The 23197-nt window shown below is 43.7% G+C and carries 25 protein-coding genes and 1 pseudogene; 16 read left to right on the top strand and 10 right to left on the bottom strand.

Translation table 11 applies throughout. The features are described from left to right. Positions 1-105 precede the first annotated feature (105 nt). Both M0696_RS18600 and M0696_RS18595 read left to right on the top strand, forming a co-directional pair. Positions 106-507 (top strand): Rrf2 family transcriptional regulator, encoded by a 402-nt coding sequence (locus M0696_RS18600; RefSeq protein WP_166847328.1) that lies wholly within the window; start codon positions 106-108, stop codon positions 505-507. 67 nt (positions 508-574) lie between these two features. Further along, positions 575-1216, top strand: coding sequence for an NAD(P)-dependent oxidoreductase (locus M0696_RS18595; protein WP_248602265.1), 642 nt, complete (start codon positions 575-577; stop codon positions 1214-1216). A gap of 34 nt (positions 1217-1250) precedes the next feature. Here the strand turns inward: M0696_RS18595 and M0696_RS18590 are convergent, their stop codons facing one another. After that, positions 1251-1640, bottom strand: a complete 390-nt coding sequence (locus M0696_RS18590; protein ID WP_014115475.1) for a DUF5362 family protein — start codon at positions 1638-1640, stop codon at positions 1251-1253. Positions 1641-1784: 144 nt separating this feature from the next. On the opposite strand from M0696_RS18590, the gene M0696_RS18585 reads away from it, so the two are divergent. Continuing rightward, positions 1785-2558 (top strand): MerR family transcriptional regulator, encoded by a 774-nt coding sequence (locus M0696_RS18585; protein ID WP_222142193.1) that lies wholly within the window; start codon positions 1785-1787, stop codon positions 2556-2558. A 21-nt stretch (positions 2559-2579) separates the two neighbouring features. Here the strand turns inward: M0696_RS18585 and cls are convergent, their stop codons facing one another. Continuing rightward, complete coding sequence (gene cls, locus M0696_RS18580) at positions 2580-4028, bottom strand: cardiolipin synthase (RefSeq protein WP_166847340.1); 1449 nt, start codon at positions 4026-4028, stop codon at positions 2580-2582. Between the two features lie 243 nt (positions 4029-4271). On the opposite strand from cls, the gene M0696_RS18575 reads away from it, so the two are divergent. Next, positions 4272-4706 (top strand): DUF5392 family protein, encoded by a 435-nt coding sequence (locus M0696_RS18575; protein ID WP_014115472.1) that lies wholly within the window; start codon positions 4272-4274, stop codon positions 4704-4706. Between the two features lie 142 nt (positions 4707-4848). On the opposite strand, the gene M0696_RS18570 is transcribed toward M0696_RS18575, so the two are convergent. The 3 genes from M0696_RS18570 to M0696_RS18560 form a co-directional block, all read right to left on the bottom strand. After that, the gene (locus M0696_RS18570) at positions 4849-6639 is read right to left on the bottom strand and encodes an N-acetylneuraminate synthase family protein (RefSeq protein ID WP_248602264.1); all 1791 of its coding nucleotides are present in this window, start codon (positions 6637-6639) and stop codon (positions 4849-4851) included. Positions 6640-6900: 261 nt separating this feature from the next. Next, complete coding sequence (locus tag M0696_RS18565) at positions 6901-7419, bottom strand: DUF5362 family protein (RefSeq protein ID WP_166847345.1); 519 nt, start codon at positions 7417-7419, stop codon at positions 6901-6903. Further along, positions 7416-7907 (bottom strand): GNAT family N-acetyltransferase, encoded by a 492-nt coding sequence (locus M0696_RS18560; protein WP_222142461.1) that lies wholly within the window; start codon positions 7905-7907, stop codon positions 7416-7418. The genes M0696_RS18565 and M0696_RS18560 overlap by 4 nt, the downstream gene beginning before the upstream one ends. A gap of 141 nt (positions 7908-8048) precedes the next feature. On the opposite strand from M0696_RS18560, the gene spoIIQ reads away from it, so the two are divergent. Both spoIIQ and M0696_RS18550 read left to right on the top strand, forming a co-directional pair. Then, positions 8049-8921 carry a stage II sporulation protein SpoIIQ gene (gene spoIIQ, locus M0696_RS18555; RefSeq protein ID WP_166847364.1) on the top strand — a complete coding sequence of 291 codons (873 nt, stop codon included), beginning with the start codon at positions 8049-8051 and terminating at the stop codon, positions 8919-8921. A gap of 110 nt (positions 8922-9031) precedes the next feature. Further along, positions 9032-9454 carry a VanZ family protein gene (locus tag M0696_RS18550; RefSeq protein ID WP_222142191.1) on the top strand — a complete coding sequence of 141 codons (423 nt, stop codon included), beginning with the start codon at positions 9032-9034 and terminating at the stop codon, positions 9452-9454. A 38-nt stretch (positions 9455-9492) separates the two neighbouring features. Here M0696_RS18550 and M0696_RS18545 read toward each other — a convergent pair whose 3' ends face one another. The 3 genes from M0696_RS18545 to amtB all read right to left on the bottom strand — a co-directional run bounded on the left by M0696_RS18545 (position 9493) and on the right by amtB (position 11830). Beyond that, a complete protein-coding gene (locus M0696_RS18545) occupies positions 9493-10074 on the bottom strand; it encodes an undecaprenyl-diphosphatase (RefSeq protein ID WP_222142190.1) in 582 nt (193 codons plus the stop codon). A gap of 179 nt (positions 10075-10253) precedes the next feature. Continuing rightward, positions 10254-10604 (bottom strand): P-II family nitrogen regulator, encoded by a 351-nt coding sequence (locus M0696_RS18540; RefSeq protein ID WP_222142189.1) that lies wholly within the window; start codon positions 10602-10604, stop codon positions 10254-10256. An 11-nt stretch (positions 10605-10615) separates the two neighbouring features. After that, positions 10616-11830, bottom strand: a complete 1215-nt coding sequence (gene amtB / locus M0696_RS18535) for an ammonium transporter AmtB (RefSeq protein WP_003235687.1) — start codon at positions 11828-11830, stop codon at positions 10616-10618. A gap of 275 nt (positions 11831-12105) precedes the next feature. Between amtB and M0696_RS18530 the strand changes: the two genes are divergently transcribed. From M0696_RS18530 to M0696_RS18510, 5 genes and pseudogenes are all read left to right on the top strand, one after another. Beyond that, positions 12106-12567 carry a hypothetical protein gene (locus M0696_RS18530; RefSeq protein ID WP_248602263.1) on the top strand — a complete coding sequence of 154 codons (462 nt, stop codon included), beginning with the start codon at positions 12106-12108 and terminating at the stop codon, positions 12565-12567. Between the two features lie 184 nt (positions 12568-12751). Beyond that, positions 12752-13320 (top strand): annotated as a pseudogene (locus M0696_RS18525) (isochorismatase family protein). After that, positions 13320-14678: an MFS transporter gene (locus M0696_RS18520; RefSeq protein ID WP_222142460.1), complete on the top strand. Its 1359-nt coding sequence runs from the start codon at positions 13320-13322 to the stop codon at positions 14676-14678. Before M0696_RS18525 ends, M0696_RS18520 begins: the two are co-directional and overlap by 1 nt. 181 nt (positions 14679-14859) lie before the next feature. After that, positions 14860-16332, top strand: a complete 1473-nt coding sequence (pucI, locus tag M0696_RS18515) for an allantoin permease (RefSeq protein WP_248602262.1) — start codon at positions 14860-14862, stop codon at positions 16330-16332. A gap of 104 nt (positions 16333-16436) precedes the next feature. After that, positions 16437-17843 (top strand): right-handed parallel beta-helix repeat-containing protein, encoded by a 1407-nt coding sequence (locus M0696_RS18510; RefSeq protein ID WP_248602261.1) that lies wholly within the window; start codon positions 16437-16439, stop codon positions 17841-17843. A gap of 94 nt (positions 17844-17937) precedes the next feature. Here the strand turns inward: M0696_RS18510 and M0696_RS18505 are convergent, their stop codons facing one another. After that, a complete protein-coding gene (locus M0696_RS18505; protein ID WP_248602260.1) occupies positions 17938-19128 on the bottom strand; it encodes an MFS transporter in 1191 nt (396 codons plus the stop codon). A gap of 21 nt (positions 19129-19149) precedes the next feature. Then, positions 19150-19563: a MarR family winged helix-turn-helix transcriptional regulator gene (locus M0696_RS18500; RefSeq protein WP_003235672.1), complete on the bottom strand. Its 414-nt coding sequence runs from the start codon at positions 19561-19563 to the stop codon at positions 19150-19152. A gap of 224 nt (positions 19564-19787) precedes the next feature. On the opposite strand from M0696_RS18500, the gene M0696_RS18495 reads away from it, so the two are divergent. The 5 genes from M0696_RS18495 (at position 19788) to flhP (ending at position 23189) form a co-directional block, all read left to right on the top strand. Then, complete coding sequence (locus M0696_RS18495; RefSeq protein ID WP_010886628.1) at positions 19788-19898, top strand: protein usd; 111 nt, start codon at positions 19788-19790, stop codon at positions 19896-19898. 14 nt (positions 19899-19912) lie between these two features. After that, positions 19913-20194: a sporulation transcriptional regulator SpoIIID gene (gene spoIIID / locus M0696_RS18490; protein WP_003221804.1), complete on the top strand. Its 282-nt coding sequence runs from the start codon at positions 19913-19915 to the stop codon at positions 20192-20194. Between the two features lie 178 nt (positions 20195-20372). Further along, the gene (mbl, locus tag M0696_RS18485; protein WP_003227776.1) at positions 20373-21374 is read left to right on the top strand and encodes a cell shape-determining protein Mbl; all 1002 of its coding nucleotides are present in this window, start codon (positions 20373-20375) and stop codon (positions 21372-21374) included. 160 nt (positions 21375-21534) lie between these two features. Beyond that, positions 21535-22347 carry a flagellar hook-basal body complex protein FlhO gene (flhO, locus tag M0696_RS18480; RefSeq protein ID WP_248602259.1) on the top strand — a complete coding sequence of 271 codons (813 nt, stop codon included), beginning with the start codon at positions 21535-21537 and terminating at the stop codon, positions 22345-22347. Between the two features lie 32 nt (positions 22348-22379). Continuing rightward, positions 22380-23189: a flagellar hook-basal body complex protein FlhP gene (flhP, locus tag M0696_RS18475; protein WP_166847391.1), complete on the top strand. Its 810-nt coding sequence runs from the start codon at positions 22380-22382 to the stop codon at positions 23187-23189. Positions 23190-23197: the final 8 nt, after the last annotated feature.

Raw genomic sequence — 23197 nt, 5'->3', positions numbered from 1 at the left:
TTCTATTGACTAAAAACGGTGCACAAGAACCCCGCATTTAGTGTATATTAGATGTTGACAAACGAATTAAATGTAACTATTATAGTTACAACGGTGGTGAAAAACATGATTAACAGCCGTCTTGCTGTTGCCATTCATATTTTATCTCTCATTTCGATGGATGAAAAAACATCTTCAGAAATCATTGCTGACAGCGTCAACACGAATCCGGTAGTCGTGCGAAGAATGATCAGCCTGCTGAAAAAAGCGGATATTCTCACATCACGCGCCGGGGTGCCGGGCGCAAGCCTCAAAAAAGATCCGGCTGATATTACTCTGTTAGATGTATATCGGGCTGTCCAAAAGCAAGAAGAACTTTTTGCAGTTCATGAAAATCCGAATCCGAAATGTCCGGTAGGGAGAAAAATTCAGAACGCACTGGATGAAACATTTGAAAGTGTGCAAAAAGCGATGGAAAATGAACTGGCAAGCAAGTCATTAAAAGATGTTATGAATCATCTCTTTTAATCAAAAGGGATGACTTCTCACCGCCGACATGTAACTAATATTGTTACAAATAAGGAGGAAATCAAAAATGAAAATTGGAATTATCGGCGCAAGCGGAAAAGCAGGAAACGAGATTTTGAAAGAAGCGAAAACAAGAGGCCATGAAGTGACTGCCATCGTCCGAAACGCTTCAAAAGTGCAGGAACAGGATATAGCGATTTTGGAGAAAGATGTGTTTGAACTGACTGCAGAAGACATTATGCCTTTCGATGCGGTTGTAAACGCGTTTGGAGCAGCGCCTGGCCAGGAACATCTTCATGTTGAGGCAGGCAGAGCGCTAATCAGCATCTTAAAGAATGCGAAAAACACAAGATTGCTTGTCGTCGGCGGAGCAGGAAGCCTGTTTGTTGATGAAGCCAAAACAACCCGTTTAATGGATACACCGGAATTCCCGAAAGAATATTTGCCGACTGCATCAAATCAAGGGGAGAACCTGAAAGATTTGCAGCAGACAGACTCCATTTCCTGGACGTTCCTCAGCCCTGCGGCATTTTTTGATCCGGCAGGAAAACGGACGGGTTCTTACCAAAAAGGAAAAGACAATGTCATCGTAAATGCAAAAGGCGACAGCTATATCAGCTATGCAGATTATGCCATTGCCGTATTGGATGAGCTTGAACAACCTGCACACAAAAATGAACGCTTCACAGTGGTAAGCGAAGCGGAATAATAAAAAACCCGGAGCTTCCTCCGGGTTTTTCTCATTAATAAGTGTTGTACGTATCATAATCGCTGAAAAGGCCGTCAGCAATTCCAAGCATTAAGAAGACGAAGAAGGCGATAATCGCAAGAATGGATACAGCAATGCTTACGATTAAATAAATCCCTTGCATCTTTACAAACTTCGCGTAATTCTCCAGCATTAAGTCCTCAGACTGTCCGCTATGGTGTTCAGCCATTTGCCCTGCTTCTTTAGCGGAACGCATCAAAAAGATTCCGGAAATAATTTGCAGTACGCCCGGCACGGCACCGATTAGAAAAAAGAACGCGCCTGAAAGCGCGGTAATTGCGCCCATAATAATAAATAAAATGCCTGTTGCTTTTCCCCATTTCGAAATGCTAATGAGGGTTTTGTTCATGGTTTCAGGATTCATGTACACTGGCTCCCCTTTACAAAAAAATACTCACTTTTCTTTTATACACTATTTGTGAGAAGTTTTGTATATAAAAAATAACATTTTGGGATTGACCCTGACGCAGCGTGATTGTTTACGATAGAAGAAGAGGAGGTGTTATTTATGAAATACCAAGTCAAACAAGTGGCGCACATAGCTGGTGTCAGCATTCGGACGCTTCATCACTATGATGATATTCAGCTTCTGAAACCTTCAGCGCTTACTGACGCAGGGTATCGTTTGTACAGTGATGCAGATCTGGAAAGACTCCAGCAGATTTTATTTTTTAGGGAAATTGGGTTTCGTCTGGATGATATTAGAGAGATGCTGGATCATCCGAATTTTGACCGGAAAGCGGCACTTCAGTCGCAAAAGGATATGTTGATGAAGAAAAAACAAAGAATGGAAGAGATGATTCAAACGGTTGACAGGACGCTTCAATCTATTGAGGGAGGGGAACATATGGATAAGCGGGATTTATTTGCCGGGTTAAGCATGAAAGACATTGAAGAGCACCAGCAGACATACGCTGATGAAGTCAGAAAGCTGTATGGAAGGGAAATTGCAGAAGAAACAGAGAAAAGGACATCTGCATACTCAGCGGACGATTGGCGCGCGATCATGGCTGAATTTGATTCGATTTACAGACAAATTGCGGCACGAATGATACACGGCCCCGATGATGCAGAGGTTCAGGCTGCTGTGGGGGCGTTTCGTGATCATATTTGCCAATATCATTACGATTGCACACTCGACATTTTCAGAGGACTTGGGGAAGTGTACATCACTGACGAACGATTTACTGATTCAATCAATCAATATGGTGAAGGCTTTGCCGCTTTTTTGCGTGAGGCGATCATCATTTACTGTGACCAACAGGAAAAACCCCGGCCGTAAAGGCTGGGGTTTTGGCACATCTTATAAAATCGGCGATAACAGGCGCGAGACGGATTCTTTAATTCGAATCCACAAGGAGCGCTGCAGGTATTCCTCATAGGTGTATTTTCTGGATACGAGCAAATCTTCTTTAAATGTAGAAACCAGTTTTTTCGCAATGGTGATATCGTAAATAAATGCATTAACCTCAAAATTCAGCCTGAAGCTTCGGACATCGATGTTCGCTGTGCCGACTGATGCAATTTCGTCATCAACCACGATGGTTTTCGCGTGAATAAAGCCATTATCGTAAATATAGACAGTGGCCCCGGCTTTCAGCAGATCTCCGATGTACGAAAGTGTCGCCCAGTATACAAAGGCATGATCAGGCTTGTTCGGGATCATAATGTTGACGTCAACGCCCGATAGGCATGCGATCCTCAAAGCATCCAGCAGGCTTGCGTCCGGGATAAAATAAGGCGTTTGAATCAAAATGGAACGCTTGGCATTCGAAATCATTTTAATGTATCCATTTTTAATTTGTTCCCATTCGGAATCTGGTCCGCTCGTGACAATCTGCATCCCGACGTTGCCTTTTGGGCCGTAATCAGGAAAGTGATTCGGAATATATGTCAGCGTATGGTGATGGGAAGCTTGATTCCAGTCAAGGATGAAACGGGTCTGGATGGCGTGCACGGCCGTTCCCTGCAGCCGGATATGCGTATCACGCCAATAACCGAATTTCGGATTAAGCCCGAGATACTCATCTCCAACGTTAAATCCTCCCACATAACCGGTCATACCGTCTATGATGACAAGCTTTCGATGGTTCCGATAATTCAGCCGCAAGTTAATCGGCCTGAGCTTTGAAGGGAAAAAGACCTCCACATGCCCGCCGGCCTCGCGGAGCTCTTTAAAAAACTTTTTTCTCAGCGTTCTGGACCCGAGTTCATCATAAAGCACCCTGACCTGAACACCTTCTTTCGCTTTTTGGATGAGAGCGTCCCGTAATTTTTTGCCTAATTCATCACCTTTATAAATATAATATTGTAAGTGGATATGATCCTTAGCCTTCGCAATGTCATTCAGCAGCCGCTGAAACTTATCCCGTCCGTCTGTAATCACGTCAACTGAATTATCCTCTGTAAACACAGCATGGTTATTCATGATAAGCATATAAATTAAATCTTTGTTATCAAAGGTCGCCCGATTGTTGAACCGGAATTGCTTGTTTTCTAAATCTTCAAGCTGATGCTTCAGCAGCTTTTCAATTCCAATCTTTTTCCGGTCTTCCCATTGAAACAAATGCTTACGCCTGAGATTATGGCCGAATAATAAGTATAAAATAAAGCCTAAAACGGGAATAAAGAAAAGAACAAGCAGCCACGCCCAAGATGCGCTGGCATCGCGCCGTTCTTTGAAAATGACAATGATGGCCAAAAGAATATTTAAAATGAAAAAAAGTGATAAAAGGATGGAAGAAATACTCACTTTGTAACCCCGCTCATTCATATTTATCAAGAAGATTGCCATTAGTATTCCATGATTAACAGCGATCTGATTCCCATTACAAATTATAACACTCACATTTTAAAAGAATAAAGAGCGGCGATCCAGATTCTTCGTGAAAAATACGGGCAGATTTCTTTAAAACCTGACTGCACCTGCGTTAAAATAAACACATATGATAACGTTCGTGAAGCCTTGCAACATCAAATAAAGGGGGAGGATTACATGAACTTTTACAGAGTTGAACAAATGCCGGGGTTCATTAAAACAGAAATGCAAAAAATTCAAAAGGCCGTACAGCCTTTCATGAAAAAAACCGTCATTTACCGTTTTCTTGCTATTCCGCTTGCTGCATTCTCTCTCTTTAATTTAGCTGCTTTTCTATTTCACGCTTCAGCTGATAGGGAGTCCTTGATCAGCGCAGGCATATTTGCCCTTTTGGCGGCGCTGGGGCTGGCATTTTTCAAAGAAGCAGGCTATCAGCATAAACAAATCCAAAAAACGGTTCACATTTATATGCTGAACAGGATCAAAAAGAGCGAAATCCTTTCAGAAGAGAGGAAAGACTCCTACACGCGACAGATTAAGGAAGAGCCGTTTGCGATGCGAAGTTTTGTGGAATTTTTGACTGAGGAAGACAGACGCAAGAAAATGTATTAAATAAGAACTGCACCCGGAATGTTGGGATTTGCCTGGCAATCGGGTGTTTTTTTAGGAGACAATCGGGATATGAACAGTCAAAATAAAAATGCACGGATTCGGTATGATTCCGAACTCATGCACCGTTTATTTTGGCGAGATATTACTTGTTCTCCGCTGGCAACCGTGTTGCTTTGTTGATTTCCTCCACTAGAGATGTCTGATCGATCCACTTGGTTGACACATCTTGATTTATTTTTGTAATGTGTTGGTTTTCTGATAAATAATCTCTTATCCGGCTGAAATAGAGCGGTTCGTTTTTGACATTCAGGTTTTGATATATTTGTTCAAACAGCTCTAAGTCTTTAGGTTCATCCAGTGTTAAACGCCATGATGGATAATGGAGTGCTTCTGGCAGGCTGACTTGATTGATGGAGAATAGGGAAGGGTTGTTTAAAAAATAAAAAGAAAGATATTCTGTATGGGTTAACGGTTTTGGCTGCTGTACAAGCCGCTGAAGGGCTTCAACAGTAATGATATTACCGGAAATTCCTGCTGAACTTGAAAGCTCCTGAGTATAATCTGCTCCTTTTTGCAAGTGCCGGTCAATTAAATATTGAAGTACTTCAGGTGAAACTGCTGGGCAATCACCTGTCACACGGATAATAATATCGGCTTTTGTTAAAGCTGCGGCTTCAAGCATTCTTTCTGCAACATTTTCGGGGGCGCCTCTCACGATTCTGACCTTACCGTTTAGAGTGAAACCTTCAAGCGGGTCGTCTTCAGGAAGATTTGACGTTGCCAACACAACTTCATGAACACCAGGGACAGCCAGGCAATTGATTAAACAGCGCTCAACAGAGGGGATTTCGTAAATAGGGAGTAGCGCTTTTTTCGGCAAACGAGTCGATTTTAGCCGGCATATCACTGCAATCGCAATTCTTGGACTTTTTATTTCGTTTGATGTAATTGGCTGGTTTAACGATAAATCAGCAGTTGCTACTTGAGGAAAAGAGTCCTCGGCTTGTAAAGGCATTAATGCATTCTTATTTCCGCATCTTTTGTAACTCGTTTTGCCCAGTGTAATGATTTCTCCTTTTTTTATATCACGGTTGGCTGTCACACGTAATGATGAATCATGCAAATACTTTCTTTCGGATTCATTTACTTCAGTTGAACCAGCTGCATTTTGGGCCTGCTGGAGCTTATCCGTCATCACTTTGAATTCGTTTGGCTCAAGTGAAGAGTAATAATCAAACCCTTTAGCTGCCCGATTTAGGGTAATATGTTTTTCAATAACAGCTGCCCCTGAGAAATATGCATAGACAGGAAGGTCGACCGCAAGCGGATGATCTGCGTCAATGTGATCCGCAAATCCAATTTGAACATTGTATCTATTTTTTAGGTGTTGAACTCGTTTTAGATTAATATCCTCTAATTTTGTCGGATACCCTTGAAATCCATGCATGAGAATGAGCTGATTTTTCATATGTTGTTTTACAAGCGACACCATCTGATCGATCTCATCTTCGTACCAACCCCCAACTCCAATGAGTACAGGCTTTTCGGTCATACCTATCGTTTTCATGATCTCTGTGGATTGAAGGATGGTTGTTGGAAGCTTTATGCCATCAATGTCATGCTGTAGGTGCAAAAAGAGCTCTGCCCCCCATGAATCGAAAATATCTACCCAAATTTCTAATCCAAGTCTTTTTCCATAAGCGACACAACTTTTCCATACATCTTCATTCAAAAACAGCTCGATATAAGACTCATAAGCAAAAAAACACGGTGTTGCAATACAGTCATACTTGAACCACTGAAATTTCACACCATCTGCTCCGCTTTCTGCAGCAGCCTTGATGAGTGTTTTGAGGTTCTCCTCTTTTCCTTGATGAGCGTTTGCAATTTCAGCAATGACTTTTACTTCTTCCGAAATGCTGTTACTTTCCAAATGCCCCGCTCCTTTATTTTTTATTGGGACAATCCTGCAGTGATCTGGCAGGTGTCACTTGACAAAGCTGTTTACAAAAAAAGACCAAGTCGTTTTATTAGATTGTATGCTTCCTTAAGAACTTGGTGTTTGCACCTGCCTGCTTTGTTTGGAAAATATCATCAAATTGAAGTGAAGTGTGAAAAATAGACAATAAAAAAAGGCATGGTTCCGTTTTATCTGGAACCCATGCCCGGTACTGTAGACAAAATTTCAATGCTTTTACTCAAACACTGGATCATCCTCATAATAATAAGAATCTGGATCCTCATACGTATTGGTGTTTTCAAAAGCGGCAATGCCGATAACCACCAGCATGAAAATAACCAAAATAATCCCGATCAGGCCTGTTAAGATGCTGGATGCTGCGTAAAACAGCTGCATTTTAATAAACGTTCCATAATTCTCAAGCATGCTTTCACCCGCGGTGCCGGAAAGATTTCCGTCGGCTTCCGCGGCTGCTTTTGCTGAACGCATCAGAAAGACGCCCGAAATAATGAGCAGTACGCCTGGAATGGCACCGATCACTGTCATCAAAGTAGACAGAGTGACAAGCGACCCCATAATGATCAGCAAAACACCTGAAATTTTGCCCCACTTGGCAATGTCTGATAGCGACTTGACAGCAGAGGCGCTCAGCTGGCGGCTCTCACTTGCTGCAGGTTCAATTTCCTGCTCAGCGGGGCTATTTTCTTCATTATGATTTTCAATCTCGTTTTCATCTTTATCCAGACTCATCATGACAGCTCTCTCCCTAAAATTTTTAAATCGTATCTTTTGCCGTCCATTTCGGCAATGCCGGGAAATAGTCCCCAATCTGTAAACCCGTGCTTTTCAAACAGCTTCAGGCTTGGTTTATTATGTCCGAAAATGAAGGCCATAAGTGAGCGGATTCCAAGATCCCGCGCAATGCGGAGCGCTTCCTGAAGCAAATACGATCCAACGCCTTTGCCGCGGCATGCTTCGTCAATGTATATGCTGACCTCCGCTGTTTTATTATAGGCGGGCCTTCCATAAAATGTTTCAAAGCTGATCCAGGCAGCGACGTTCCCGTTTTCGTCCTCGGCAACATAGAGGGGGCGTGTCTCTGTATGGCCCAAAAACCATTCCATCCGGTCTTCAGGAGTTACCGGTTCGGTATCGGCTGTTACCATTCGAGAAGCAATCGTTGAATTATAAATCGCAACAACAGCCTCCAAATCTTTATTTTCAGCAAGACGCAATGTCATGTTCATACGTTTTTGGCACTCCTCTCAAAAAAAATGACATATTTTCGTATCAGTCTGCGCAAACTACATCTAAAAAAAGTTTTTTGGATAGGTGTATATATTTTCAGAAAAGTGTTCAGAATGTTGCTGAGGTGATAAACAATGAGAGAGGAAGAAAAGAAAACTTCTCAAGTCAAAAAACTTCAGCAGTTTTTTCGTAAACGCTGGGTGTTCCCTGCAATTTACTTAGTCAGTGCGGCCGTCATTTTAACAGCTGTCCTTTGGTATCAATCTGTTTCAAATGATGATGTAAAGGATCAGTTGGCTGATAACGGCGGAAACTCCGCATATGACAACAACGACGATGCAGTTGAAGTAGGAAAGTCAATGGAAAATGTCGCAATGCCGGTTGTTGATTCTGAAAACGTTTCTGTTGTGAAAAAGTTCTATGAAACCGATGCCGCAAAAGAAGAGAAAGAAGCAGCACTCGTTACCTATAATAACACGTACAGCCTAAGCAAAGGAATTGACTTAGCTGAGAAAGACGGAAAAGATTTCGATGTTTCTGCTTCTCTAAGCGGTACGGTTGTAAAAGCTGAAAAAGATCCAGTGCTGGGATATGTTGTGGAAGTTGAGCATGCCGACGGATTATCGACTGTGTATCAATCTCTTTCTGAAGCAAGTGTTGAGCAAGGTGACAAGGTAAAACAAAACCAAGTGATCGGAAAGTCTGGCAAGAACCTTTACAGCGAAGACAGCGGAAACCACGTGCATTTTGAAATCCGTAAAGACGGAGTCGCAATGAACCCGCTGAACTTTATGGACAAGCCGGTTTCTTCTATTGAAAAAGCAGCAGCTGCTGAAGAAAAAGCTGCCACTGAAGAAACAGAAGAATCCATTCAGCAATCTTCCGAGAAAAAGGATGGATCAACTGAAAAAGGAACAGAAGAAAAATCCGGTGAGAAAACGGATGATTCAACTGACAAATCTGGTTCTAAAGAAAGCAGCACAACAGAAGACACTGAACAGTCTTAATGAAGAAAACGTCTATCCGTGTGATGGGCGTTTTTTTCTGTTACTTTTTGCTTTGTTTCACCGTCTATGTAGTTACATATAGGCACGTTCGCTATAAAGGAGGTTATGTCATGAACCGTCTATTGCTCGCGGGTTGGATCTTTTTTATTCTGCTCTCAGTTTGTACGGAAAGCTTCAGCGGCATGGTCGTATCGCAAACGGTGGCTTTTCATTTTCAGCCGCACCCTGATCTGTCTCAGTTTTTAGACATGGATTTTACTGAGCTTGCTGTACCTGTAGCGCTTATTCAAAAAATCGGGCATGCGTTTTCTTTCTTTGTGCTGACATATTTGCTGTGGAAACAGCGAGGTAGCATAAAAACAGCTGCAGCCGGATCATGCGCGTTTGCTTTTATCACAGAAGTTCTTCAGCTCTTCTTCAGCAGGAACGGATGTATTCGGGATGTGCTCATCGATACTGTTGGAATTGTATTGTTTTGTGGTTTATATATGTTGGCGAAGCGGAGAAAACATGAGATGTACGAAAAATATTAAGCCGGCAGTCTTGGATTCAGACGCCGGCTTTTGTCTTTCTAGAAATTTTGATCGGTTGTTTTTTTCGTCAGTTTACTGATGATGGCTTCATAGATTCTCACAATCAAATCGACGAATGGGCGAAGCAGATCTGAAAATCTAAAGAATAGGAACCCGATAATGATGGAGACAACGAGGCTGCCCAATACATCTACGGGATAGTGATGCCCTACCCAAATTCTCGAAAAGCCAGTCAAAAGCCCGAAAATGACAAGCGGCCAGCCGATTTTGCGGTTTCTGAAGAGCATCGCAATAGAAATCGCTAACGCACCTGTAGTATGGTCGCTTGGAAATGAAGCATCCGCATCATGCGGAATCAGCGTATGGACTGTGTGCGTAACGAACGGGCGCGGTTCGAAATAAACTTGAGTAATCAAAAAGTTGATCACAAGACCCGCAATTCCTGTAAGGCCCGCATAAAGCACATTTTTTCTGCTTTGCGTGTTCCCGAACAGCCAGATTGCCAATAGGATAAGGGCATAGGCGATAATGGCATATTCCGTTATGAAGACCATAACAGAATCGAGAATCGAATTGTGATGAGATAGTCCATGGATGGCTTTAAATAGTTCGTAATTCAAATAATCACCTTTTACATTTTTAATAATAGACTCATTATACTCATAAAAAGTTTCAAATCAAAAAAAGAGTTTGCCAAAATGCTTGACGCTTGAAGAGAATTCGAAGGGGGAACAGTGTTTCTGGGGGTTTTTTCTATGCGTAAAAAAAGAGATCCGGATTCCGAATCTCTTCAAGGCAATTACAGTGCTTCAGGTCCTTCCTCGCCGGTGCGGATATTAATTGTATTGCTGATTTCATAGACGAATATTTTACCGTCACCCGGTGATCCCGTTTTCAGAATCCTTTTAGCGGTCTCAGTCACTTGATCAACAGGAACCTTGCTGACCACGATTTCAATTTTTAAACGTTCATATACATTGCTTTCTATTTTTACCCCTCGATAAAGCTCCGTGTGTGCTTTTTGAAGGCCGCAGCCGTGAACATTAGAGAAGGTCAGAGAGGTGACTCCGATTTTTCCCAGTTCCTGCTTCAGCTTTTCAAAATTTGCCGGACGCGTTACAATTTCCACCTTGAACATTTGACCGCTCATAGCGTCACTCCTCACATAGAATCTTGATATGCTTTTTCCCCGTGCATTGTTAAGTCAAGCCCAAGTGATTCTTCTTCTTCCGTTGCGCGAAGGGGAAGGAAGAGGCCTACAATTTTAATAATAACGAAAGTGACAATAAATACAAAAACATAAGTGGCGGCAATGGCTACAATTTGTTTCCAGATTAAGCTTGCATCCCCGTAGAATAAGCCGTCCGCACCCGCTGAATTAACAGAGGTTGTCGCGAATAATCCTGTTGCGATTCCGCCCCAAGTACCGCCGATGCCGTGCAGGCCAAAGGCATCGAGCGCATCATCGTATCCGAATTTCTTTTTAAGCGAGAATACGCCCCAGAAACAAACCGCTCCGCCAATGATGCCAATAATAATGGAAGAGAACGGTGTGACAAATCCGGCAGCCGGCGTAATCGCCACAAGCCCGGCGATTGCGCCAGATACCGCTCCGAGCATCGTCGGTTTTTTGTTAATGATCCATTCTACCAAGATCCAGCCGGCAATCCCGGCTGCTGCGGCAGTGTTTGTGTTGATGAAGGCGTACATGGCCACACCATCTAAGGTCAGGGCGCTGCCGACGTTAAAACCGAACCAGCCGAACCAAATCAAAGCCCCTCCTAAGAAGGTGTAAATGAGGTTGTGCGGAGAAGATGCTGTGCCGTCTTTCCGTTTGCCGAGCACAATAGCGAGAACAAGGCCGGCCACACCGGAGGAAATATGAACGACGTTGCCGCCGGCGAAATCAAGCGCGCCAAGCTGGCCGATCCAGCCGCCGCCCCATACCCAGTGCGCAACCGGCGTGTAAACCAAAGAAGCCCATAAAACCGAGAATAAAAGAAAAGCGCCGAATCGCATCCGCTCTGCGAAAGCCCCGGAGATAATGGCTGTAGTCAGAACGGCGAACGTCATTTGGAACATCATAAATAATGAGTGGGGAATGGTATCGCTGTAATCCCCGGGATCAAATCCGACCCCTTTCAGACCAGCCCACTCCAATCCGCCAATAATTGAATTGCCTGGTGCGAAGGCAAGTGTGTATCCGAACAGCACCCAAACGATGGAAACGATGGCAATGGAAGAGAAACTGTGCATTGCAGTGCTCAGCACATTTTTGCTTTTTACCATTCCTCCATAAAACAACGCTAATCCCGGGGTCATCAGCCACACGAGTAAAGCGCAAAAGAACATAAAAACTGTATCGCCCATTTGCATGTCTCATTCCTCCGTATCTTTCAGAATTATTATATTTCTTCATTATAGAGAAAAAAGAATGATAAAACATTCTCGTGTGAGATTTCCTCACATGGTTTTTTAGGGAATGATATCGAGGGATGTAATGAATGGAAAATGGCGTTTTTACGATATGAGACTTTATATCTATAAAAGGAGCCGTCCGTATGAGCAGAAATGAGGATTTACATTTATTAGAATGTTTTATACTGTATTAAGTGTACTAACTCAAATAATACACTAAGGGGAGATTCGTTATGAATAAAAGGGGCAGGCTGAGGAGAGCGGTAAGTAAATCGATTCCGGCGACGTTCCGATTGTTTTTAGCCTTTAATTTTTTCGTGTACGGCCTGGCGAAAGTGGTGATAGGCCAGTTTGGCGAGGTGACGCCTGAAATCGAGGCAGCTGCTGGGAAGGGGTTTACCATTGCGTGGACATTTTTCGGTTATTCTCATGTTTATGAACTGTTTATAGGTTTCGGTGAAATCCTTGCAGCTGTCTTATTACTGATTCCGCGAACATCTGCATTAGGGGCAGTTGTTTTTATGCCGATTATTGTGAACATCGTCTTGATTAACTATTGTTTTAATATTGGCGTGCAGGATCTTAGCACGATATTAATGGTCATGTGTCTCATCCTTCTTTGGGTGGATCGCCGCAAATTCATGGGCATTTTCAGACAGGAGCCGTTAAACGGCGGGCATGTGATGAAGCGATGACACCCCTTATGATTACAGTGCTTGCCGGTCTGTTCGTATGCACGACCTGTTACTATTACATAAAAGAAAAGTCATGAGAAAAGCGCTCCTTCTGAGAGTTTCACAAGCTAAATAAAAGAACTTAAGCAGAGTGAAGAGTAAAATATGCAATGGGAGAAACACTAACAGCATCAGGAGGAGACGTATGATGAATACACTCAACTTTGATTTTCAAAAAACAGCATTGGTTATCATTGATTTACAGAAGGGAATTGTGCCGATTGATCAAAGCGGACAGGTTGTCCCAAATGCGAAAAAACTCGTAGATGAATTTCGGAAACATAACGGGTTTATCAGCTTTGTGAATGTAGCCTTCCATGACGGAGCGGATGCGCTGAAGCCGCAAACAGATGAGCCTGCGCAGGGAGGTTCAGGAGAAATGCCGGCGGACTGGGCTGAATTGTGCCGGAAATCGGAGTGCAGGATGGAGATTATACTGTGACAAAACGGCAGTGGGGTGCTTTTTTCGGAACGGATTTAGATTTGCAGCTGAGACGCCGCGGCATTGACACGATTGTATTGTGCGGCATCGCGACGAATATTGGGGTGGAAAGCACAGCGCGCGAGGCATTCCAGCTTGGCTATCAGCAGATTTTTATTACAGATGCCATGTCCACGTTCAGCGAGGAAGAGCATGAAGCCACACTGCGATTTATTTTCCCGAGAATCGGTAAATCGCGGACAACGGAAGAATTTCTTAGACAAGTGAAATGATGATATCGAAAAAAAGCCGTGCTGTTTTTTTAACAGCGGTGGCTTCAGGGACGATGCTGAATCCGCTGAACTCGTCTATGATTTCTCTTGCGCTCCATAGTATTCAGCATGAATTTCATCTGTCGTTTACAACGGTTTCCTGGCTGATTTCCTCGTTTTATCTGGCGAGTGCCGTGGCTCAGCCCGTTACGGGAAAACTCGGTGATTTGATCGGGCGGAAACGCTTGTTTTTATTCGGGCTCATTCTTGTTGCGGTTTCTGCCATCGGGGCACCGTTTGCGCCAACGTTTATGACATTATTGGTCATGAGGCTGTTTCAATCGGTAGGGAGCAGTGCGATTTATCCATCGGGAGTCGGGCTGATTCGGAGTCATATTCATGAGCGGCAGGCATCAGCCTTGGCTGTGCTCTCTATTTTTGCGTCTGCCATGACGGCGCTCGGACCGACTGTCGGCGGTTTTTTGATTGTGTGGGGCGGATGGCCGGCGATCTTTATCGTCAATTTGCCGTTTATTATCCTCAGCTTCTTATTGGGCATGTATATGTTCCCGAAAGACCAGGAAAAAGGGGCAGGAGTCAAAACAATCATTCGGCAGCTCGACATTCTTGGCGTTGTTTTATTTGCCGGAGGAATCATTTTGCTTCTATCTTTTCTTCTTTCGTTTAGCACGTCGCCACATCCGGTTGAAGGTGTGCTTGGCGTGCTACTGCTCGGAGGATTTGTCTGGCATGAGCTGAAAACAGATAAGCCATTCATTGATGTCCGTCTGTTTAAAACACAACGAAACCTGTCAGCCGTTTATGTTCAGTTTATTTTACTGAATGTTTTCTTCTATTGTTTATTTTTTGGGCTGCCGAGTTATTTTCAGGATGAAATGCATCTCTCTGTTCAAACGAGCGGTCTGTTTATGCTGTTTATGTCTGGAATGAGCATCGTAGTGTCACCTATTACGGGCAAATGGATCGACCGATCAGGCGTCGTCAAGCCGATCTTTGCAGGTGCGCTTCTGATGACGGCCGGAGCCGTGCTCCTAACCATTTTTTTTATCAACGCACAGGTTATCGGGAAAGGCATTATCCTGTCAATCTTGGGTATAGGCTACGGACTTGGAAATGTCGCGCTGCAGGCAGCGATGCTGAAAACGAGCCCTTCCAACATGGTAGGAACGACTTCGGGTCTGTTTCAAACCTGCCGTTACTTAGGATCGATTTTGTCTTCGGTGATCCTTGGTCTTCTTTTTGGAAAAGAAATCACGGCAGCTCATTTTGATATGATGGGAATCATCATGATCATAGCGGGCGGAGCAAGCCTGTTAATGGCTGTGAGATTTGCTGCATTAATGAAAACTGCATCATGAGAAAAGAGGCAGGCGCTGAGTCTGTCTCTTTTTCTTGTTTAGGGTGTTCAAATAGAAATAGGAAAATTGTATAACATAGCCAATGTTATTGTCTGATTTTTCAGTTATATTAAGTGACATCAAATGTCAGAAAACTGAACATATGACGGAAAAACAGACAATATTGAAAGGGGAGCCGGCTATGAAATTAAAAGAGAGCCAGCATCAATCCAACAGACTGAGCAATGAAGATCTGCTGCCGTTAGGACAGGAGAAACGGACATGGAAAGCAATGAACTTTGCCTCCATTTGGATGGGATGTATACATAATATACCGACTTACGCAACGGTGGGCGGATTAATTGCGATCGGACTTTCTCCTTGGCAGGTGCTTGCGATCATTATTACGGCATCGCTTATCTTGTTTGGCGCTCTGGCCTTAAACGGCCATGCGGGGACAAAATACGGGCTGCCGTTTCCAGTGATCATCCGTGCTTCTTACGGAATATACGGCGCGAATATCCCCGCGCTTCTAAGGGCGTTTACAGCAATCATGTGGCTTGGCATTCAGACCTTTGCAGGAAGTACGGCGCTGAACATCTTGCTTTTGAATATGTGGCCGGGCTGGGGGGGGATTGGCGGTGAGTGGAACATCCTCGGCATTCACTTGTCTGGTTTGCTTTCTTTTGTATTCTTTTGGGCTATTCATTTACTCGTATTGCATCACGGCATGGAATCGATTAAACGCTTTGAGGTATGGGCAGGTCCTTTAGTGTATCTGGTATTTGGCGGCATGGTGTGGTGGGCCGTTGATATTGCTGGGGGATTGGGGCCGATCTATTCTCAGCCAGGAAAGTTCCATACGTTTTCAGAGACGTTCTGGCCGTTTGCTGCCGGAGTTACGGGCATCATTGGCATCTGGGCGACATTAATCTTAAATATACCTGATTTCACACGGTTTGCTGAAACACAAAAAGAGCAAATCAAAGGGCAATTTTACGGTTTGCCGGGAACCTTCGCGCTGTTCGCGTTCGCCAGTATTACGGTGACCTCCGGCTCGCAGGTCGCGTTCGGAGAACCGATTTGGGATGTTGTCGATATTTTGGCGAGGTTTGATAACCCATACGTTATTGTATTGTCCGTGATTACGCTCTGCATCGCCACGATCTCTGTAAATGTCGCGGCGAACATCGTATCACCCGCTTATGATATAGCGAATGCCCTGCCGAAATATATTAATTTCAAACGCGGCAGTTTTATCACTGCGTTGCTCGCTTTATTTACGGTTCCGTGGAAGCTGATGGAGAGTGCGACAAGCGTATATGCGTTTCTCGGCTTAATAGGCGGCATGCTTGGTCCGGTGGCAGGCGTGATGATGGCTGATTACTTTATCATTCGCAAACGTGAGCTCTCGATAGATGACTTGTATTCCGAAACAGGGCGGTATGTGTATTGTAAAGGCTATAATTACCGTGCGTTCGCAGCCACGATTTTGGGTGCGATCATCTCGCTGATTGGCATGTATGTTCCTGCATTGAAGGGCTTGTACGATATTTCCTGGTTTGTAGGTGTGCTGATTTCATTTCTTTTCTATATTGTTCTGATGCGTGTGCATCCGCCGGCATCATCGGCGATTGAAACGTTTGAATCTGGGCAGGTTCGCCAAGCTGAATAAGACCTATTACACGGTATATTTTCATATTTTTGAAATGGTTTTCCATAAATAGAACATTTATAATTGTTTTAGAAATCTATCCTAAAACGAAATGGGAATCGAATATGAGAAAATTGTACTTTCTTCTGTTGGCAGGTGTTTTAACGTCTGTTATCCTCGCTTTCGTTTTTGATAAGACAAGAGCGAATGAGGAAGGGTCCGGAGATTACCTATATGTTTCGCCAAATGGCAGTGATCAAAATGAAGGGACAAAAGACAAGCCGTTTCGTACACTGGCACATGCTTCAGAGGAGGCTGCCGCCGGCACAACTGTCATGATTCGGGAAGGCACGTATCATGAAACACTTTTTGTAGAGCACAGCGGGGCGGACGGAAAGCCTATCACATTCCGAAACTATGAAAATGAAAAAGTCGTGATTAGCGGCGAATCCATTGCGGGCGCAGAATATGAAACACCGCTCATTCATATTCACGATAAACACGACATTGCCATCAGCGGTTTAACGATTCAAGATCTTTCTGTTTCATCTGAGGAAGCAACTGCTATGGGGATTTATGTGTCAGGCTCCAGCAGTCATATTGGCATTAAGAATAATCATATCCGCGATATTAAGACAACAGCAGATGAAGGAAATGCCCACGGAATCGCAGTCTATGGGACTGGCAGCATGAAAGATATTCAAATCGAGGACAATACGGTTGAGAATCTGACGCTTGGAGCGAGTGAGGCGGTTGTGCTGAACGGAAATATTGACGGCTTCACCATTGCGGGCAATGTGGTCCGCAACAATAACAACATCGGGATTGATCTTATCGGTTATGAGGGAACCGCAGACAAAAACGATTATGTGCGAAACGGTGTCGTAGAAAACAATACAATTTATCAAAACTCGACTTACGGAAACCCAGCTTATGGAGATGATTACTCAGCGGGCGGGATATATGTTGATGGCGGACACAGTATCGATATTAAGAAAAACACAGTTTACGATAACGATATTGGGATTGAAGCAACGTCTGAACACAAAGGGAAATATGCAACTGCTATTCAGATAACAGACAACAAAGTGTACAACAATGCATACACCGGTATTTCAATCGGAGGATATGACAAAAAGCGGGGCGGCACCAGCAATTCTCTGATTGCCCGCAACATTATGTACCGGAATGACACAAAGGGGCTGTATGGCGGACAACTGCTGCTGCAGTACGATGCGAAAAACAACACAATTGAAAAGAATATATTGACGGCCAGTGATTCCAGATTATTTATCGGAAACGATTTTACAGAAAATGAAGGGAATACGGTCAATCATAACGTGTACCATAAGGAAGCGGATCAAGACGGCATATGGATGTGGAAAAAGAATGAATACGATTCATTTTCATCGTATCGAAAAGCAACCAATAACGATCAGCGATCCATTTATGCCGATCCGATGTATCGTGATGAAGAGTCCTATGACTTTACGTTAGATCCAGATTCACCTGCACGGCCGGTCATTGAATAATATGCCATAAGCGGCGTTCTCTTCCGTTCAACGGAGCGGATGCCGCTTTTTATATGCAAAAAAAGACTGCCGGCAAATCCCGGCAGTCTGAGCGTTATTCTGCAATAGACACTTTTCCTTCAGCCTCAACAGGTTTTTTCTGGCTCCATGCGTAGAGAAGCAGAGCAATCAGAACGAACAGCCCCGCTGATAAATAAATGGCAGAGAAGCCGGCAGATGCTACAAACAATCCAAAAACATACGATCCTACAGCAATTCCGCTGTCAAAGAAGGTAAAGAACGTTGCCGTTGCAAAACCTGAGCGGTGCGCGGGAGATTTCTGGATCGCCAATGTTTGCATGCAAGGAACGATTGATCCGTATCCGAGACCGATAACCGCTCCTGAAAGAAGGAGCATTAAGCCGCTGTGTGTGAAGGACAGCATGCAGAGCCCCACTGAGAAAATCAAGATAGATGGGTAAATGACAATTCCCGGTCCGACTTTGTCGAACAATTTCCCTGTGAACGGGCGTGCAACCATCATTGTCACCGCAAAGCAAACAAAGAAATATCCGCTGATATTCGAAAGATCAACTGATTTGGCGAATACAGACAAATACGCTGTGACAGTTGAATAACAGAAAGAAATAAATAAACCGACCGTCGCAATCTTAAGTGCGCCTTTTTCAAACATATCCGAGAACGAAAAACGGAATACAGTCGTGCCGCTGTTTTGGTTTTGGGGCACCTTTATCAAGAACGAAACAAGCAAGCCTGCAACCATAAACAGCGCAAAGGCTGTAAAGAATACAGAGAAGCTTACGACCTTCATCAAGTTCAATCCAAGGAAAGGCCCGATTGCCATGGCGAGGTTCATAGACATGGCAAAGTATCCAAGCCCTTCACCGCGGCGTTTGGCCGGAATAATATCCGCTGCAATTGCACCTGTAACAGTCGTTAAAATGCTGAACCAAATTCCTTGGAAGAACCGCAAGCCAAGCAGCAGGTAAAAGTTATGAATCGGCATATACAGAAAAGAAGAAAGGGCGAATAACGCCATTGAGACAATTGCCATTCTTTTCTTCCCGAAACGCTCAACGATGGCTCCGGAGAAAGGCCGTGTAATGATCGCTGACAGAAGGAACAGGCTGATTAAAAGCCCGCCTTGTGATTCTGTGCCGCCAAGCTCTTGAAGCGTATAGATCGGCAGTACAGTTAAAAATGTATAAAAGAACACAAACACAAATAAATTGACAAGCAGGACCATAATAAAATCCTTGGTCCATATCGTATCCGTTTTTTTCAAATGTATGTCACTTCCTTATTTTCATTGTTGTAAAAACATGCGAAATAAATGAGAAAAAGCTTCCTTATCTTCATCCCGGAAATCTGCAAGCAGTTCTTCCTCGAATTTCAGCATTTTCACATTGATTTCTTCGTATTTTTTCTCGGCTTCTTTTGTGAGGACAACAAGTTTTTCCCGTTTGTCTTCACCTTGCCGTCTCTGTACCCAACCGTTTTCCTCCAGACGTTTGATCGTCCGTGTCACAGTCGGCGCTTCCACATTTAAATAGGACCAAATCTCTTTTTGAGTCATTGGTCCGATCGTACGCAAACAATATAAAACTGACCATTGAGATGAATAAAGGCCGAATGGCTCCAGCTGTTCATTGGCTTTCTTGGCAATCAGGCGGGCGCTTTGGTTGATTTGATGAATGAGGTGTCTGTTGACGTAGGTCATTTCGTTCTCCTTCTAAAAAACTTACCTAAGTAACTAATTGCTTTTTTCATTTTACAGGAGCGGTGAATGGATGTAAAGATAAAAATTTAGTGACGCGAAATAGTTGGCTAAAGCCGAAAAAGTTCGTTTCACCCCTTGTCCTTATTGAGTTTTTAGCATATTCCCACCAGAATGCTAATACACTGTTACAAACCTAACAAAGAGAGTGTTTGAGGTGAGGGATCGTGGGCATATTTCACAAACTTACTTTTAAAACCATACAACGAAGAAGCGGCATAATGAATGACTCTTTACAGAATACGGATCTCATTTCACACTTCTCACATCCATTTTAGGGAGGTCGAGTGGTGTGCACGATTACATCAAAGAGCGAACAATCAAGATAGGGAAGTACATCGTGGAGACAAAGAAAACCGTTCGTGTCATTGCGAAGGAATTTGGTGTTTCCAAAAGTACAGTACACAAGGATTTAACAGAGCGTCTGCCTGAAATTAACCCTGACTTGGCAAACGAAGTGAAAGAAATACTCGATTATCATAAATCCATCAGGCATTTAAGAGGAGGAGAAGCGACAAAACTCAAATATAAAAAAGATGAAATTCTCGAAGGAGAGCCTGTTCAGCAATCGTAATTACCAGCTGTTATCAGTTGGCATTGTCTTCTTGAAATCGTTCATAAAACATCCGCAAAAATTTGTAAAGAACTTAATGCGCTTCCAACTTTTTTTCTATATTTTATGATAATATATATAATTAGGGCACAATGTGGATATTTACTGTGAAACAGATTTTCAAGGAGGATATAAATAGATGTTTGCAAGGGATATTGGTATTGACCTCGGTACTGCAAATGTACTGATCCATGTTAAAGGTAAAGGAATAGTTCTGAATGAACCTTCCGTAGTTGCACTTGATAAAAACAGCGGCAAAGTGCTGGCGGTTGGCGAAGAGGCAAGACGAATGGTTGGACGTACACCTGGGAATATTGTTGCGATTCGCCCGCTGAAAGACGGAGTTATTGCTGACTTTGAAGTAACAGAAGCAATGCTGAAACATTTTATTAACAAGCTGAATGTAAAAGGCTTGTTCTCAAAACCGCGCATGCTCATTTGCTGCCCGACGAATATTACATCAGTTGAGCAAAAAGCAATCAAAGAAGCCGCAGAAAAAAGCGGCGGTAAACATGTGTACCTGGAAGAAGAACCTAAAGTTGCCGCTATCGGCGCGGGTATGGAAATATTCCAGCCAAGCGGTAACATGGTTGTAGACATCGGAGGCGGGACGACGGATATCGCGGTTATTTCAATGGGCGATATTGTCACCTCCTCTTCTATTAAAATGGCTGGGGACAAGTTTGACATGGAAATCTTAAATTACATCAAACGCGAGTACAAGCTGCTGATTGGCGAACGTACTGCAGAAGATATTAAGATTAAAGTCGCAACGGTTTTCCCAGACGCACGTCACGAAGAAATTTCCATTCGCGGACGGGACATGGTTTCCGGTCTTCCAAGAACAATTACAGTAAACAGTAAAGAAGTTGAAGAAGCCCTTCGTGAATCTGTCGCTGTTATTGTGCAGGCTGCGAAACAAGTGCTTGAAAGAACACCGCCTGAACTTTCTGCTGATATTATTGACCGCGGCGTTATTATTACCGGCGGAGGCGCGCTCTTAAACGGCCTCGACCAGCTGCTTGCTGAAGAGCTGAAGGTACCGGTGCTCGTCGCTGAAAATCCTATGGATTGCGTAGCCATCGGCACAGGTGTCATGCTTGATAATATGGACAAGCTTCCTAAACGCAAACTAAGCTGATTTCACAAACCTCATTCTGAAAAAGAATGGGGTTTTTTTATGAAAAAGCCTTCACGAATGGATGAGATATGACGATAATAGGATAAAATACTGATTTTTATTATAGAACGAACGTTCCTATATGACAACTGAAAAAAATGCCATTTTAGAGGTGGGAAATTTGTTAAAAGGATTATATACAGCAACATCCGCAATGATTGCCCAGCAGCGGAGAACGGAAATGCTTTCAAATAACATTGCAAACGCAAATACATCGGGATATAAAGCAGATCAAGGCTCTATGCGCGCGTTCCCTGAGATGCTGCTCAGCAGAATAGAATCAAAATCTCCGGCCGGAACATCAAGGACGGAAATCGGTTCCGTAAATACCGGTGTGTATATGCAGGAGCTTAAGCCTCTTTTCACACAGGGAAGCCTGAAATCCACAGATCAGCCTACAGACATCACATTGGTCGAAAATCAAGTTCCGGTTAATACGGAAACCAATGAAAACGCGGCTCTTTTTTACCCGGTTCAGACAGCGGATGGAATCCGTTATTCAAAAAGCAGCACTTTTTCACTAAATGAGAATAATCAGCTGACGATCAACGGACGCCCTATTTTATCGACGGATGGCCAGCCGATCACTGTTGATAATGAAAGTTTCTCTGTGTCTGAAAACGGTTCTGTGACAACGAACGGACGGACAGCCGGCCAGATTGATGTCAGAATGGCGGAGGATGTCCGCAATCTGAAACGGGACGGCAATGATCTGTACAGCACGGCGGACGGCAATGATCTGCCAAGCGCAGCCGGTAATAACCAGGTATCCTATTCATTAAAACAAGGCGTCTCTGAGCTTTCAAACGTAGATGTGACAAGCGCCTATACGGAAATGACTGAAGCGTACAGATCGTTTGAGGCCAATCAGAAGGTTATTCAGGCTTATGATAAAAGTATGGATAAAGCAGCCAATGAAATCGGAAAAATCTAAGATAACGGAAGAAAAAACGGGGGACATCAACTATGCTCAGGTCAATGCTAACGGCATCAACAACCTTAAACCAGCTGCAGCAGCAGATTGACACAATCAGCAGCAACCTATCAAACAGCAATACAACCGGCTATAAAGCAAAAGATACGAATTTTTCTGAGCTAGTCAGACAGCAATTCGATCAGGTTGATGAAAAAAATGAGGAAGTGGCAAAAGCCCGAAAAACGCCGCCCGGCTTGCACCTTGGCGTCGGAGCGATGATGAATTCACGCCTTGTATCTGATCAAGGAAGTATTCAGAAGACGGATCGCGATCTGGATATCGCGTTTACGTCTCCATACCAATATCTTCAGGTTAACGTGAATGGAAACCGCCAGTACACGAGAGATGGAGCGCTGTATGTAACACCTTCAGCTGCGAATGCCAACCAGCTTCAGCTCGTTACTGGAGATGGGAATCCGGTGCTTGATGAAAACGGCAATACAGTGAACATCGACAGTTCAATGAAAAATATCACCATCAATAAAAACGGCACGTTAACCGCATCTGACGGAAACGCGGTCCAGCGGTTTAATCTCGGAGTTGTCCAAGTGAATAACCCTCAAGAGCTGAAATCGGAAGGGAATAACCTTTTCTCTATTGATAATGCGGCAGCTTTTGAAGAGCTGAATGGCGCTAATAGACAAAACATCGGCATGGAGCAGGGCTCGCTTGAGATGTCTAATGTCGATATTTCAGAACAAATGACAGATTTGATCACCTCCCAGCGTTCATATCAGCTGAACAGCAGAACGATTACAATGGGAGACCAAATGCTCGGTATAATCAATTCAGTCAGATAATTAGAAAT

It is taken from the genome of Bacillus rugosus (assembly GCF_023238245.1).
Classification (GTDB): Bacteria; Bacillota; Bacilli; order Bacillales; family Bacillaceae; genus Bacillus; species Bacillus rugosus.
Note: the sequence above shows the minus strand (reverse complement) of the source record. Positions and strands in the feature narration are given on the sequence as shown.